Genomic DNA, 13,678 nt, shown 5'->3' with positions numbered 1-13,678 from the left:
TGTCCGCTCGTACCGTCTCGTCATCCGCTGGGTACGTTGCATCCGTAGGACCATTCCGTACGCTTCGGGCGTTTCATCCGTAGGACACGTTGCTGCACGGCCCGTCGGCCGCGGAGCGGGCGCCGGATGCCACGGACGAGGGCAGTGACGAGGACGAGGGCGCTGAGGGGGCGCTGCTCGGTGTGGCCGAGGGGTTGTCGGCGTAGACCTGGCCCAGCGTCACGGTGATCCCGGCGTTCGGCGTACCTGCGGCGGCGCTCGCCTGCTGGACCGTCGCTCCCACGAAGAGCCTCGCCACGGTCTCCGCTTTGCCCTGCTGGCCCGGCCCGTAGGTGATGACGGTGGATGTGTGGTCCTGGGTGCCGGCCGTCGCCGTCCCGTTGACGGTGAAGCCCCGGTCCGTGAGGGTCTGGGCGGCGCGGGCGGCGAGGCCGGTGACGGTGGTGCCGTTCTGGACGCTCACAGTGATTCCGGCGCCGGAGACGGGGCCTTCGGGGCTCGGTGTCGAGGAGGGGGCGGGGGACGGGTTCTTGCCGTTCTTGTGGTCCTTGCCGCTGGCGTCCTTGCCGTCGATCGTCCGGTCGGACCGCAGATCGGACCAGAGGGCGCTCGCGGCCGGTTCGACCATGGCGACGCGTGCACCCTGGTACCGCCAGGGGATGGTGACGAACTTGGTGTTGTGCAGATCGATGCTCTTCAGCGACATCACGAAGGAGAGCAGCTTGTCGGCGGACGAGAGGCCCGGATCGACGGTCAGCGAGTGGGTGGCCGCGTCGGCGAGCGGCAGCAGCTTGGTGGGCGTGAAGCCGTCCTCCTTGACCTTCTTGATCAAGGAGGAGACGAAGGCCTGCTGGCGTTTGATCCGCCCCATGTCGGAGCCGTCACCGATTCCGTGCCTGATCCGTACGTAGTCGAGCGCCTTCTGCCCGGACACGCTCTGCTCGCCCTTGGCGAAGAGGAGCTTGCCGCGGGTGGTGCGGTTCGGGTCGAGATCCTGCTGGTAGATGTCCTGCGGCAGGCACACCTGGACGCCGCCGACGACGCCGGTCAGTTTCGAGAAGCCCTCGAAGTCGACGACGACGGTGTGGTCTATGCGCAGACCGGTGAGCTTCTCCACCGTGTTCTGAGTGCAGGCGGGGTTGCCCTTGGTGGTCTGGCCGACGGAGTAGGCCGCGTTGAACATCGTGTTGAGCTGCGGCTTGGTCCAGCTGCCGTCGGGCAGCTTGCAGGACGGGATGGTGACGAGGGTGTCGCGGGGGATGGAGACGGCGATCGCGTGTTTGTGGTCGGCGTAGACGTGCAGGACGAACGCCGTGTCGGAGCGCCCTACGTCGCTCTTGTCGCCGCCGCCCAGGGCGCTGTTGCCGCCGGTGCGCGTGTCCGAGCCGATGACCAGCACGTTCTGGCCCTTGGCCGAGGCTGCGGGGCGGTTGGCGGAGATTCCGTCCGAGCTGAAGGAGTTGATGTTCCCGTTCAGCCGGAGGTACACCCATCCGGCGCCCGCGGTGGCCAGCACCAGAACGGCCACTGCTATGGCGAGTACCAGCCGTGCGCGGCTGCGCGGCCGACGCTTGCGGCGATTGGCTCCCCGGTCCGTGCCGTGGGCGCCGTGCTGTCCCCGGAGAGGCGGTCCGTGGCCCGTCGTCCCTTGATTCGGGTGGCCGTTGGCGCCGTTCTTCTCGCCGTTCCTCGTCCCTCGGCTCGTGGGCCGGGGGATCCGCTCGTTGCCGCGTGTGGTCCGATCGCTCGTTTTCATCTGCGCGCTTTCATTCGTCCGTCCGTACAGAGGGGACGAACGGCCCCACCCCTTGGTTGTACAGTTGCGCAATGTAGCAAGCTTTTCTGGAGATGCCTCCGGCGGTACGGGCCGTCGGCCGACGAGAAGAAAGGGTGGGGTGGACATGCTCCGCAACGGTCTGGAGCCCTGGCACCTGCTCATCGTGGCGATCGTGGTCATGGTGATGTTCGGCTCGAAGAAGCTGCCCGACACCGCCCGCGCGCTGGGCAAGTCGATGCGCATTCTCAAGAGCGAGGCGAAGGCGATGAAGGACGAGGGGACGGCCTCGCCGACCGCTCACGCCGCTCCGGCCTCCGAGCCCGAAACGGCTGCGGGTGCAGCGCATTCGGTGGAGTCGGTGGAGCCTTCGGGTGTGACTCTGGCGTCGGAGCCGACGGCTCCCGGTGTTCAGACGGCGCCGAAGGCGGTCTGATCCCGGTCTGACCCGGCTTGCCCAGGATCCCCTGAGGCCGCCTGGAGCTGCCCAGGGCCTCCGGCCGACGCGGCGCCCGCGCGGCTACCACGAAGGCGCCGCCTCTTCGGGGGGCGGGCCTCGTGTTTCACGTGAAACCCCCGCGCGGCCGATGTGAGCTGCGCGGGGGTTTCTGTGTCTGCCGCTCCGGGAGCGTCCGCCGTTCTGGTGCGTACGGCTTCTGTGCGTACTGCAGTTGGGGGCCCGGTCTCTGTGTCGGCCGGATCGGTGGTGCCGTCCGTCAGGCAGCGAGACGTGCGGCAAGTGCCTTGGCCTTCGACGCCGCCTCGTCCAGCGCCTTGGTGCGAGAGGTCTCGGCGAGCGGGACGAGCTCGGCCATGGCGGGCTGCGAGGCGGCCAGCGTCAGCTCGGGGACGATGAAGTCGACCTCGGCGCCGAACATCGCCGTCAGGAGCTTCTCCAGGTAGTTCTGGACGAACTCGAAGCCCTCCCGCGGGGTTCCGGGAGCGTAGGAGCCGCCGCGGCTGGCTACGACCGTGAACGGAGTGCCGGCCAGCGGGCTCTCCGCTCCACCACTGTTGTGGCCGGAGATGATCGTGTGGTCGAGCCAGGCCTTGAGGGTCGAGGGGATGGAGAAGTTGTACATCGGGGCGCCGATCAGCACGGCGTCCGCCTCGGCGAGCTCGTTGGCGAGTTCGGCGCGGAGCGGGGACTCGGCGCCCGCGGCCGCTGCGGCGGCGTCCAGGTGCGGCAGCGGATTAGCGGCAAGATCGCGGTAAACGACCACTCCGTCGGGGTGCTGCTCACGCCAGGCGTTCACGAAGACGGTGGTGATGTCACGGGACGCGGAGCCCTGCGGGAAGACGGCGGAGTCGATGTGCAGAAGGGTGGCCATGTCGTTCTCCATTGAGCGAAAGCGTGACTGGGGTTGGCTGAAAACCATGCGTGCCTATAATAAGCATAGTCACTTACTTTTTCGCAGTTACTCACAGGGTGGTCGGCACTCAGTACGCTGAGGGCATGGCGGAACACAGTGAGCGGGCGTGCAAGCAGGTCGGCGGGGCGATCACGCGCGTCTTCGAGCTGCTGGGCAAGCGCTGGACAGGGCTGATCGTGGCCGTGCTGATGCAGCAACCGGTGTACTTCGCGGACCTCCGGCGGGCCATTCCCGGGATCAGCGAGCGGATGCTCTCCGACCGGCTGACCGAGCTCGCGGCGGCAGGACTGCTCGTGCGCGAGGTGGACGAAGGTCCCCCGTTGCGCGTCTCCTACCGGCTGACCGAGGCGGGCCGGGCGCTGGAGCCCGCCCTCAGGGAGCTCGGGCTGTGGGCAGAGGCATATCTCCCGGGTTCGGGTGGCGCCTGCTGATCAGGCCGTGACCGGACCCACCTTGCCCACCGTGTTCTGCACCGGGGCTCTTCGAGGTGTGGGACGGCTCTCAGCTCAACTCCGCCGAGTTGTACCGCAGTAGATAGGTCGCGAAGCGGTCGAGGTCCTCTTCGCTCCAGTCCGCCAGCCGGTCACGAACGGCCGCGCGCCGACTGCCCTGGGACGAGGCGAGCTTCCTCGTGCCGGCTTCGGTGGGGTGGAGCACCTGTACCCGCTGGTCGTCGGCGGCAGGGCGCCGCTCGACCAGACCGAGTTTCTCCAGCACCGCGAGCTGGCGGCTGACCGTGGATTTGTCCAGCATGTAATGCGCCGCGAGATCGGTCGCACGGCAGCCCTGGCTGTCGTCGATGTGCGCGAGCAGCGTGTATGAGACCAGGGGCAGCTCGGGGTGGAGGCGGGCGGCCGTAGCGCGGGCGCGCCGGGCGAACGCTGTCAGCTCGCGCTGGATGGTGACGACGGACGCGTCGTGGCCCCGGGGGTCTTTGCCGGTCATGGTTTGCCCTCCTAGTTATTAGTTGTATAGTACAACTCAAATGGAAGTTGTAAAAGCCAACTAGCTAGTGGCCAACTGAATCCCGGCCAACCGGTGAGTCACGCAGCAGGAGAGGTGTCCGATGTCCGCAGGCCCCACGAACGGTGCCGTCAGTACGGGGGCTGCTCTGCGCCATGTCCTCGGCCATCTCGTCATGCCCCTGCTGATGTGCATCGGGATGGGGCTCGCGTATCTGGGGGCGTTCCACTCTCCGCAGCCGCATGAACTGCGGGTCGCGGTCGTCGGCTCCGGGCCGAGCGCCCAGGTGCTGGCGCAGACGCTGCACGACAAGGGTGACGGTGCGCTGGATGTCCGTACCGTCCCGGACCGCGGCACCGCGGTGCAGCAGCTGAAGGACCAGGACGTGTACGGCGCCTTCGTGCCGAACCGCACGAGCCCCGAACTGGTCGTCGCCTCCGCGTCGTCCGACACCACGGCCACCGCGGTGGAGAAGGTGTTCACGCAGGTCGCGGCCCAGCAGGGTGAACCGCTCAAGGTGACCGACGTGGCGCCGACCGCGAGCGGCGACCCGACAGGACAGGGCGTCTTCTTCCTGCTGGTGGCCCTGAGCATCGGCTCGTACGCCTCGGTCGCGGTGATCGGCGGAGCCGGCGGGGTCCTTCCGCTGCGGATCAGGGCGCTGCTGGCGGTCGGGACTTCACTGGTGGTGAGCGCGATCGGTGCTGCCTTCGCCGGGCCGGTGTTCCATCTCGTCGACCATGGGCTCCTCGGGGTCTGGGCCATGGCGTGGATCTACTCGGCAGGCATTCTGCTCGTCGGTGTGGGGCTGCACACCTTCCTGAAGCGGTGGACGACGCTCGGCGTCATGGTGCTGTTCGTCATGCTCAACTTCACGAGTTCCGGCGGGATCTTCCGGCCCGAGCTGCAGCCCGGATTCTTCGGTGCGCTGCACGCCTTCTGGAACGGCGCGGGCTTCGTGGAGGGTGTGCGCAGCCATGTGTACTTCGGTGGCCGCGCTCTCGGCGGCAATCTGCTGGTCCTGGCCTTCTGGCTGCTGGCCGGGCTGGTCGTGATGGGCGTTGCGGGGCTGGTCGAGGCGGGCCGCCGGAAGTCGGCCGCCCGGGACGTGGCGTGGGCGGCCCCTGCGGCGGAGGCGGCCGCAGAAGAGGCTGATGAGGAAGCCGAAGAGGAAGCCGAAGAGGAGGAGCTGGAGGAAGCGGTGGGTGTGTGAGCGGACTACGGAGGCCCCTCCTCCCGCGTCGAACCGCCCTCCCTTTGTGCTGAACCGCTCCTGCTGCCCCGCTGAACCGCGCCGCTGTACAGCTGAGTTGTCCACAACCGGGCAGTTGTCCACAGGCTCGAACGGGTTCCGGCCGCCGGCGGTACGGTCGTCGGCAGTCGGTGTTGATCGAGAGCGGGGGCTCCATGGACGACCAGGTTCGTATCCCGGCAGTGGCCGGATTCGCGCGGCGCGCTGCCGGTGCCCCACCCGGCCCGCATCAGCCGTGGCAGCCGCGTTCACCGAAGGGCGTGGGCAAGGAGCTGCGGTCCCGCGTCCCCCGGTCCTCTCACGGTGCGCTGGCCCCGGGCGGGAGACGCCCTGACGCGGTCCAGGCGGTCGAGGCGTCGAACCGGGGCCGGGTGCCCGGTCTGGTGCCGATACGGGTGGGCCGGATGTGCGCCACCCCCTTCGCCTTTCTGCGCGGTGCGGCCGGGCTGATGGCGCACGATCTCGCGGGTACGCCGGTCACTGGTGTGGCCGCGCAGATATGCGGTGACGCGCATGCGGCCAACTTCGGGCTTTACGGCGATGCGCGGGGGCGCCTCGTCATCGACCTGAACGATTTCGACGAGACCGAGACCGGACCGTGGGAGTGGGACCTCAAAAGGCTGGCGGCCTCCCTGGTTCTGGCCGGGCGGCAGGCCGGAGCGGATGAGGACACCTGCCGGGCGGCGGCTTTCGACACGGTGGGGGCCTACCGGCGCACGATGCGGCTGCTGGCGAAGCTGCCGGTGCTCGATGCGTGGAATGCGATAGCCGACGAGGAACTGGTCTCCCACGCGGACGCGCACGATCTCGCCGGGACACTGGAGCGGGTCTCCGAAAAGGCCCGCAGCAACACCAGCGCGCGCTTCGCCGCCAAGGCGACGGAGGAGTCCGGCGACGGCAGCCGGCGCTTCGTGGACGCTCCCCCGGTGCTGCGCCGGGTGCCGGACGCGGAGGCGGCAGCGGTGGCCGGGTCGCTCGCGGGGTACCTCGGATCCCTGCCGCACGACCGGCTCCCGCTGCTGGCGCGGTACGCGATCCATGACGTGGCTTTCCGAGTGGTGGGCACCGGCAGTGTGGGAACCCGCTCGTATGTGGTTCTGCTGCTCGATCACCGGGGCGAGCCACTGGTGCTTCAGGTGAAGGAGGCGCGGGCCTCGGCGCTGCTGCCGTATCTGCCCGCGGCCGGTTTCCCGTCCGGGCGGGCGGAGCACCACGGGCGCCGGATCGTGCTGGGGCAGCAGCGGATGCAGGTGGTCAGCGACAGCCTGCTTGGCTGGACGACGGTGGAAGGGAGGCCGTACCAGGTGCGGCAGTTCAGAAACCGCAAGGGCAGCGTGGACCCGGCTGCCCTCGCGGCCGACCAGGTCGATGACTACGGCCGGATGACCGGCGCGCTGCTGGCCCGGGCTCATGCGCACAGCGCGGATCCGCGGCTGATAGCCGGGTACTGCGGAAAGAACGAGGAACTGGACGAGGCAGTGGCCGCGTTCGCGGTGGCCTACGCGGACCGTACGGAGGCGGATCACGCGGATCTGGTGGCAGCGGTGCGGTGCGGGCGGATGGCCGCCGAGCCGGGAGTGTGACCCGGTAGGCCCGGGGCGCCCGTAGGCTGGACGGGTGACGGAGGATGCCACCGGGGGCACGACCACCCGGAACGACGACGACCAGAGCGGGCAGCCCATGGGCGAGCAGCGGCCGGAGGCGCGGCTGGAGAAGGCTGTACGCGCCGCCGAGCAGGCACTGATCGAGTTCGAGATCGCGGTGGAGACCTTCCGGGTGGAGGTGGAGAACTTCTCCCGGCTGCACCACCAGAGACTCGGCCCGATGTACGCGCGCCTGGACGAGCTCGACGCGCAGCTCGCCGAGGCCAGAGCCGCACGCAGTGGTGATCCGGAGGACCTGGCCAAGGCTCAGGAGGCACGGGCCATGGTGCTGCCCATGCCCGGTGTCGAGGAGCTGTTCCACGACTGGATCGACTCGGAGGGGCTGCCGCCCGAGGCGCAGGCCATGCTGAACGAGCAGCCGGTACAGCCGCCGAAGCGGGTACGGCCCAGCGAGGAGGCCCGCAAGCTCTACCGCGAGCTGGTCCGGGAAGCGCACCCCGACCTGGCGCAGGACGATGCGGAACGGGACCGGCGTGACGAGTTCATCACGCGCGTGAACGCCGCCTACGCGCGTGGGGACGAGGCCGGGCTGCGGGAGCTGGGCGAGGAGTGGGCCGCCGGCCCGGTCCAGGAGGCCGCCGAGCCCAGCGAGAGCGACGAGCTCTACGCGAGGCTGGAGTGGCTCTCCCAGCGCAAGGAGCTGCTGTCCCTGGTTGCGCACGAGCTGGAGGAGAGCGCGATCGGCGCGATGCTCCGGATGGCGCCCGACGACCCGGACCGGCTGCTGGAGGAGATCGCGGAGCAGCTGCTCGCCCAGGTCTCCGAGCGGGAGGCCGAGCTGGCGGAGATGGTGCAGTAGCGTTCCCGGTGACCCCCGCCGTGTATGTACGAGAGAAGGCAAGATCCATGAATTTCGCCCCGCTGCCCCAGGTGGATATCGCGGCGGTACCGGCCGACGGTCTGCTGCTCGATGTCCGGGAGGACAACGAATGGGCGGCCGGACATGCCGAGGGGGCGCTGCACATTCCGATGAGCGAGTTCGTGGCGCGGTTCGGTGAGGTGACCGAGGCGGTGGCCCAGGGCGGGCAGGCGTTTGTGATCTGCCGGGTCGGCGGTCGTTCCGCTCAGGTCACCCAGTACCTGGTGCAGCAGGGCATCGACGCGGTGAACGTCGACGGCGGCATGCTCGCCTGGGAAGGCGCGGGGCGCCCGATGGTGACGGACGGCGGGGACCCGGCGTACGTCCTCTGACCGACGGCCCCGCCGGGTTCTCCCCTGGTACCAGTCCCTGGGATCTCTCTCCGGGATCCCTCTCTGGGGCCGGCCCCCGCCGCGGGGCCGGCAGACGCGGGCTCAGCCCAGTGGGTGGGCGGCCAGCAAGTCGCCCAGTGCTTCCTCATGGGCTGCGGCCGGGCCTAGTGAGAGCTCCAGCTGCTTGGCCCAGGCGTGGTACCGGTGCAGCGGGTAGTCGGTGTCAGCCCCGAAGCCGCCGTGCAGATGCTGTGCGGTCTGGACGACCCGGCGTACGCCATCGGAGGCCCAGATCTTGGCCACGGCGATGTCCCCGGCCGCGGGAAGTGGGCCGCCGGCGCTGGTGGAGAGGCGCCAGGCCGCCTGCCAGAGCGTCACTTCCATGGCGCGCAGGTCGATGTAGCGGTCGGCGGCCTGGACGGCGACCGACTGGAAGGTGGCGATTGGGAAGCCGAACTGCTCCCTCTTGCTCGTGTAGGCGCTGGTCATGGTCAGCACCCCCTCGCCCAGGCCCAGCGCGAGCGCGCAGGTCCCGGTGGTCAGCAGATCACGCAGCAACTCCCAGGCGCCGTCAGCCTCGATGACATCGCGGTCCGCGAGGTGGACAGAGTCGAGCCGTACCTCCGCGAAGCGCTCTCCACTGGTGGAGATCTGCTCGGCCAGAGTGAGCCCAGTGGTTTCAACGGTCGTGTTGGTTTCAGAGGCCCTGGTGGTTTCACCAGTCCCGTTGGTTTCAAAAGCCCCTGTAGCCCCAGCAGTCGCAACAGCCTCAGCAGACCCAACGGCCTCAGCAGTCCCAGCGGTCTGAGGCTGCCCCGTTGCCTCAGTGGTCTCCGTGGTCCCACTGCCGCTGCTCCCAGCGGGGCCGCTGCTCCCAGCGGGCTCCTGCGGCTCCCGGGGGATCAGTGCGAGTACGGAGCTTCCCGTGGGCGTGTGGGCCGGTACCGCGAGCAGGTCCGCTGTCTGGGCCCAGGGCACCGCGGTCTGCACCCCGTCGAGCACCCAGCCGCCCCTGTCCCGCCGTGCGGTGACGGCGAGTTCGGCGGGATCGTGGCCGGTGCGCCCGTTGGCGCCGACGGTGAGGACCAGCTCGCCGCGTCCCACGGCCGGCAGGATCGCATCGCTCAACTCCGCGGTGCCGTAACGCTGCACGGTCATCGCCACCGCACTGGTCTCCAGCAGTGGCACCCGGGCCAGTACTCGGGCGGACTCGCGCAGGACCAGACAGAGCGCGATCAGCCCCAGCCCGGCCCCGCCGTGCTCGGGCGCCACGACCAGGCTCAGCAGGTCCGCATCCGCCAACTTGCCCCACAGGGCCCGGTCGAAGTCCTCGGCCACCGCGCCCGCCGTAAGCGCCGGGCTGGGTACTCCGTCGGGCGCTACACCCGAGAAGACTGCCTTTGCCACCTCTACGGCCGCCTGCTGCTCCTCGGTGAAGGTGAAGTCCACAGCCCTGCCCTCCCACGCCGACCTGTTCAGTCTGTCCCAGCATTCCTGATGCAGCGTCAGATTAGGGCAACGGGCCGTGATGCGGAACAGCGGTGACGCAGGGATCGGGATCGCTTCAGCGGTCGAAGTCCAGCTCCACTTCCGGCGTCAGCGGGTGCGACTGGCAGGCCAGCACATAACCCGCTTCGGTCTCCTCCGGCTCCAGCGCGTAGTTGCGGTCCATCCGCACCTCACCCGAGACCAGGAACGCCCTGCATGTCCCGCACACCCCACCCTTGCAGGCATACGGTGCGTCGGAACGGCTCCGCAGGACCGTTTCGAGAAGCGAATCCCCTTCTCGCACCGGCCAGGTGCCCGAGCGCCCGTCGAGGGTCGCGGTCAGCGTGCTGTGTGCCGGAGCGGCCGCCGATGCCGGCCCGAGGGGCGCCGTGGCGGTGGAGGTGCCGTCATCGACATGGAAGATTTCCTGATGGATACGGGCCCTGGCCACCCCGAGCCCGTGCAGTGCACGTTCCGCGCCCTGCACCAGACCGAACGGGCCGCACAGGAACCAGCCGTCCACGTCCGCGACCGGCAGAAGCTCCGGCAGCAGTCCCGTCAGCCGTTCCTCGTCGAGCCGCCCCGATGGCAGACCGGACTGCTGCTCCTCCCGGGAGAGCGCGGTCACCAGCTGGAAGCGCTCCGGCCAGCGGTCCTTCAGATCGGCGACCTCGTCGAGGAACATCGTGGAGGCCGCGGTGCGGTCGCTGCGTATCAGACAGAACCGTGCACCCGGTTCGCGGGCCAGCAGCGTCGCGGCGATGGAGAGCACCGGGGTGATGCCGCTGCCTCCCACGATCGCGGCGAACCTGCCGGGGCGCGGCTCGAAGGAGAAGCGGCCCATCGGCTCCATGACTTCGACGGTGTCCCCGACGCTCAGCTCCTTGAGCGCGTACGTGGAGAACTCGCCACCCTCCACCAGCCGCACCCCCACCCGCACGACCGGCTGTTCGGTGGCTGCGGCTGCCGGGGTACAGATCGAGTACGTACGGCGGATTTCCGCACCACCCACGACGCGGCGCAGGGCCACATGCTGGCCAGGTGTGTGGCGGAACGCCGCACGCAGCTCAGGGGGGATGGCGAAGGTGATGGCCACGGCGTCGTCCGTGAGCTGTTCGACCGCGCTGACCCGGAGCGGATGGAACATCTACAACTCCTTGAAGTGGTCGAAGGGCTCGTGGCACGAGGCGCAGCGCCGCAGCGCCTTGCAGGCCGTGGAGGAGAACCGGCTCAGCAGCTCGGTGTCGGTCGAACCGCAGTGGGGGCAGCGGATGGCCAGTGCAAGGGCGACAGGGCCGGTCGGGCGCGGGGGAGCTATCCCGAACTCGGCCAGTTTGCGTCGGCCCTCCGCGCTGATGTCGTCCGTCGACCAGGCCGGTGACAGCACTGTGCGTACCGAGACGTCAGGAATCCCGTGTTCGTGGAGGACCCGTTCGATGTCGGAGGACATCGACTCGATGGCAGGGCAGCCCGTGTAGGTCGGGGTGAGCTCGACCGCGACCCGGCCGGGGCCAAGGATCTCCACGCCGCGCAGCACTCCGAGCTCCTCAAGTGTCACGACCGGCAGTTCGGGGTCGGGGACGCCTCCGGCGAGCCGGCGCAGTTCCGCTTCGAGAGGTGTGGTGGTCACCATGTCGCCCCCGGGTGGCTGCGGTGCAGATGCTGCATCTCGGCGAGCATCCGCCCGAATGGTTCGGTGTGCAGGCCCTGCCTGCCCGCCCCCGCCGACCAGGCCCCGGTCTGCGCCCCGGTCGGCACGGACAGCGTGGCCCGCGCCAGCAGTTCCGTCACGGAGCGGGACCAACTGCCCGCCAGACCGGCCCAGTCGACGTCCACCCCTTCGACCGGCTGGAACATCTCGCCGGTGAAGCGCCACAGCGCGTCCACCCCCCGCTGCATCCGCTCATGGCTCTCGGCTGTCCCGTCGCCGAGGCGCAGCGTCCACTGCTCGGCGTGGTCCTGGTGGTAGGCGACCTCCTTGACCGCCTTGGCGGCGAGCGGCGCGAGCGGCCCGCCCCCGGCGGCAAGCCGGTCGTACAGCAGCTGCTGGTAGGTGGAGAAGAAGAGCTGGCGGGCGATGGTGTGCGCGAAGTCGCCGTTCTCCTGCTCGACGAGCTGGAGGTTGCGGAAGGCGCGCTCCTCGCGGAGATACGCCAGCTCGTCCTCGTCCCCCACCAGGGAGAGCAGCACCCGCGCCTGCCCCAGCAGGTCGAGAGCGATATTGGCGAGGGCCACCTCCTCTTCCAGTACCGGCGCGTGACCCGCCCACTCGCCCAGCCGGTGGGAGAGGACCAGTGCGTCGTCGCCGAGGGCGAGGGCCGCTGTCACAGGTGCTGCACCCCTTCCGGGATCTCGTAGAACGTGGGGTGCCGATAGGGCTTGTCACCGGCCGGTTCGAAGAACGAGTCCTTCTCGTCGGGCGAAGACGCGGTTACAGCGGTGGAGGGGACCACCCAGATCGAGACGCCCTCGTTCCGGCGGGTGTAGACGTCGCGGGCGTGGTGCAGGGCCATCTCCGCGTCCGGAGCGTGCAGGCTGCCGCAGTGCGTGTGGGCCAGCCCGCGCCGTGAGCGCACGAACACTTCCCACAGCGGCCAGTCCCCGGCGGCCGGGCTGTTCTCGGATGTGGCGGTCATGCGCGCGCCTTCCCTTGCTCTGCTGCGTCGGCGCTCTTGGCCGCGCCGGCTGCCGTCTTCACGGCGTACGCGGTCGCCGCCTCCCGGACCCAGGCTCCGTCTTCGTGAGCCCGGCGCCGCTGGGTGATCCGCTGTTCGTTGCAGGGGCCGTTGCCCTTGAGGATTTCCTTGAACTCGGTCCAGTCGATGCTGCCGAAGTCGTGCTGGCCCCGCTCCTCGTTCCACCGGATATCGGGGTCGGGAAGAGTGAGTCCCAAGGCCTTGGCCTGGGGGACACAGATGTCCACGAAGCGCTGGCGCAGCTCGTCGTTCGAGTGCCGCTTGATCTTCCAGGCCATGGACTGCGCGGAGTGGGCGGACTCGTCGTCCGGCGGGCCGAACATCATCAACGACGGCCACCACCAGCGGTCCACGGCGTCCTGGGCCATCGCGTGCTGCTCCGGTGTGCCGCGGCTGAGGGTGAGCAGCAGCTCGAAGCCCTGGCGCTGGTGGAAGGACTCCTCCTTGCAGACCCGGACCATGGCCCGGGCGTACGGACCGTAGGAGCAGCGGCAGAGCGGCACCTGATTGGTGATCGCCGCGCCGTCCACCAGCCAGCCGACTGCGCCGACATCAGCCCAGGTCAGCGTCGGGTAGTTGAAGATCGACGAGTATTTCTGGCGCCCGGAGTGGAGCTTGTCGAGCAGCTCTTCGCGGCCCGTGCCGAGGGTCTCGGCCGCGCTGTACAGATACAGGCCGTGTCCTGCCTCGTCCTGGACCTTCGCCATCAGGATCGCTTTACGGCGCAGAGAGGGGGCCCGGGCGATCCAGTTTGCCTCGGGCTGCATTCCGATGATTTCGGAGTGAGCGTGCTGAGCCATCTGGCGGACGAGGGAGGCGCGGTACCCGTCGGGCATCCAGTCCCGTGGCTCGATCCGCTCGTCTGCGGCCACAGCGGCGTCGAAGGCGGCCTGCCTCGTCTCCTCGGGCCCGGCCCCGGGCGCAGCTGAAAGGCCCGAGGCTGCCGAGGGCTGTGATGCCCCGTCCGTCCCGTACGCCACTGTCGCCATCGCGTGCCCCCTACCGACCGATCGTTCGGTTCATGGACTTCAATGGTGGGGCGAGGGCCCTTAGGGTGTCAACCCTGTGGATAACTGGCCTGAAGACCGGCGGGCACCAAAGGGGATCGGGGCGGGATGGATTCGTATGACAGTGGGGAGCCCGGAGCGAGCGGGTCAGGAGCACCACCTCCGCCACGAGAGCCTCCGGACACTGCCGAGCCACTGGACACTCGCGAGCCTCTGGACGCACCTGGCCCTCTGGGCGCACCTGACTCCCTGGACGCGGCTGACCCTCTG

At 69.4% G+C, this 13,678-nt stretch carries 15 protein-coding genes; 6 read left to right on the top strand and 9 right to left on the bottom strand.

Annotated features, from left to right (window positions below):
• Nucleotides 1–73 precede the first annotated feature (73 nt).
• A complete protein-coding gene (locus OG452_RS16925) occupies nucleotides 74–1,756 on the bottom strand; it encodes an LCP family protein (protein WP_327296436.1) in 1,683 nt (560 codons plus the stop codon).
• 145 nt (nucleotides 1,757–1,901) lie between these two features.
• Here OG452_RS16925 and tatA point away from each other — a divergent pair, with 145 nt between their 5' ends.
• Nucleotides 1,902–2,210, top strand: coding sequence for a Sec-independent protein translocase subunit TatA (gene tatA, locus OG452_RS16920; protein ID WP_327296435.1), 309 nt, complete (start codon nucleotides 1,902–1,904; stop codon nucleotides 2,208–2,210).
• A gap of 280 nt (nucleotides 2,211–2,490) precedes the next feature.
• On the opposite strand, the gene OG452_RS16915 is transcribed toward tatA, so the two are convergent.
• Nucleotides 2,491–3,105, bottom strand: a complete 615-nt coding sequence (locus OG452_RS16915; RefSeq protein WP_327296434.1) for an FMN-dependent NADH-azoreductase — start codon at nucleotides 3,103–3,105, stop codon at nucleotides 2,491–2,493.
• A gap of 125 nt (nucleotides 3,106–3,230) precedes the next feature.
• On the opposite strand from OG452_RS16915, the gene OG452_RS16910 reads away from it, so the two are divergent.
• Entirely contained in the window at nucleotides 3,231–3,578 is a 348-nt protein-coding gene (locus tag OG452_RS16910; RefSeq protein ID WP_327296433.1) for a winged helix-turn-helix transcriptional regulator, read from the top strand.
• Nucleotides 3,579–3,648: 70 nt separating this feature from the next.
• Here OG452_RS16910 and OG452_RS16905 read toward each other — a convergent pair whose 3' ends face one another.
• The gene (locus OG452_RS16905; RefSeq protein ID WP_327296432.1) at nucleotides 3,649–4,092 is read right to left on the bottom strand and encodes a MarR family winged helix-turn-helix transcriptional regulator; all 444 of its coding nucleotides are present in this window, start codon (nucleotides 4,090–4,092) and stop codon (nucleotides 3,649–3,651) included.
• Nucleotides 4,093–4,213: 121 nt separating this feature from the next.
• On the opposite strand from OG452_RS16905, the gene OG452_RS16900 reads away from it, so the two are divergent.
• The 4 genes from OG452_RS16900 (at nucleotide 4,214) to OG452_RS16885 (ending at nucleotide 8,217) form a co-directional block, all read left to right on the top strand.
• Entirely contained in the window at nucleotides 4,214–5,323 is a 1,110-nt protein-coding gene (locus tag OG452_RS16900; protein WP_327296431.1) for a hypothetical protein, read from the top strand.
• A 194-nt stretch (nucleotides 5,324–5,517) separates the two neighbouring features.
• Nucleotides 5,518–6,945, top strand: a complete 1,428-nt coding sequence (locus OG452_RS16895) for a DUF2252 domain-containing protein (RefSeq protein ID WP_327296430.1) — start codon at nucleotides 5,518–5,520, stop codon at nucleotides 6,943–6,945.
• A gap of 97 nt (nucleotides 6,946–7,042) precedes the next feature.
• A complete protein-coding gene (locus tag OG452_RS16890) occupies nucleotides 7,043–7,825 on the top strand; it encodes a hypothetical protein (RefSeq protein ID WP_327299662.1) in 783 nt (260 codons plus the stop codon).
• 47 nt (nucleotides 7,826–7,872) lie between these two features.
• Complete coding sequence (locus tag OG452_RS16885) at nucleotides 7,873–8,217, top strand: rhodanese-like domain-containing protein (protein WP_327296429.1); 345 nt, start codon at nucleotides 7,873–7,875, stop codon at nucleotides 8,215–8,217.
• A 102-nt stretch (nucleotides 8,218–8,319) separates the two neighbouring features.
• Here the strand turns inward: OG452_RS16885 and OG452_RS16880 are convergent, their stop codons facing one another.
• The 6 genes from OG452_RS16880 to paaA form a co-directional block, all read right to left on the bottom strand.
• Nucleotides 8,320–9,666: an acyl-CoA dehydrogenase family protein gene (locus OG452_RS16880; protein WP_327296428.1), complete on the bottom strand. Its 1,347-nt coding sequence runs from the start codon at nucleotides 9,664–9,666 to the stop codon at nucleotides 8,320–8,322.
• 115 nt (nucleotides 9,667–9,781) lie between these two features.
• Entirely contained in the window at nucleotides 9,782–10,852 is a 1,071-nt protein-coding gene (locus tag OG452_RS16875; RefSeq protein WP_327296427.1) for a 2Fe-2S iron-sulfur cluster-binding protein, read from the bottom strand.
• A complete protein-coding gene (paaD, locus tag OG452_RS16870) occupies nucleotides 10,853–11,338 on the bottom strand; it encodes a 1,2-phenylacetyl-CoA epoxidase subunit PaaD (protein ID WP_327296426.1) in 486 nt (161 codons plus the stop codon).
• Nucleotides 11,332–12,033, bottom strand: a complete 702-nt coding sequence (gene paaC, locus OG452_RS16865) for a 1,2-phenylacetyl-CoA epoxidase subunit PaaC (RefSeq protein WP_327296425.1) — start codon at nucleotides 12,031–12,033, stop codon at nucleotides 11,332–11,334. The genes paaD and paaC overlap by 7 nt, the downstream gene beginning before the upstream one ends.
• Entirely contained in the window at nucleotides 12,030–12,341 is a 312-nt protein-coding gene (gene paaB / locus OG452_RS16860) for a 1,2-phenylacetyl-CoA epoxidase subunit PaaB (protein WP_327296424.1), read from the bottom strand. The genes paaC and paaB overlap by 4 nt, the downstream gene beginning before the upstream one ends.
• On the bottom strand, nucleotides 12,338–13,390 hold the full coding sequence (gene paaA / locus OG452_RS16855; protein ID WP_327296423.1) for a 1,2-phenylacetyl-CoA epoxidase subunit PaaA: 1,053 nt from the start codon (nucleotides 13,388–13,390) through the stop codon (nucleotides 12,338–12,340). The genes paaB and paaA overlap by 4 nt, the downstream gene beginning before the upstream one ends.
• Between the last annotated feature and the right edge of the window lie 288 nt (nucleotides 13,391–13,678).

Origin of the sequence: Streptomyces sp. NBC_01197 (assembly GCF_036010505.1) — a bacterium.
Classification (GTDB): domain Bacteria; phylum Actinomycetota; class Actinomycetes; order Streptomycetales; family Streptomycetaceae; genus Streptomyces.
The sequence above is the reverse complement of the archived record's forward strand: the minus strand, read 5'-3'. Positions and strand labels throughout refer to the sequence as shown.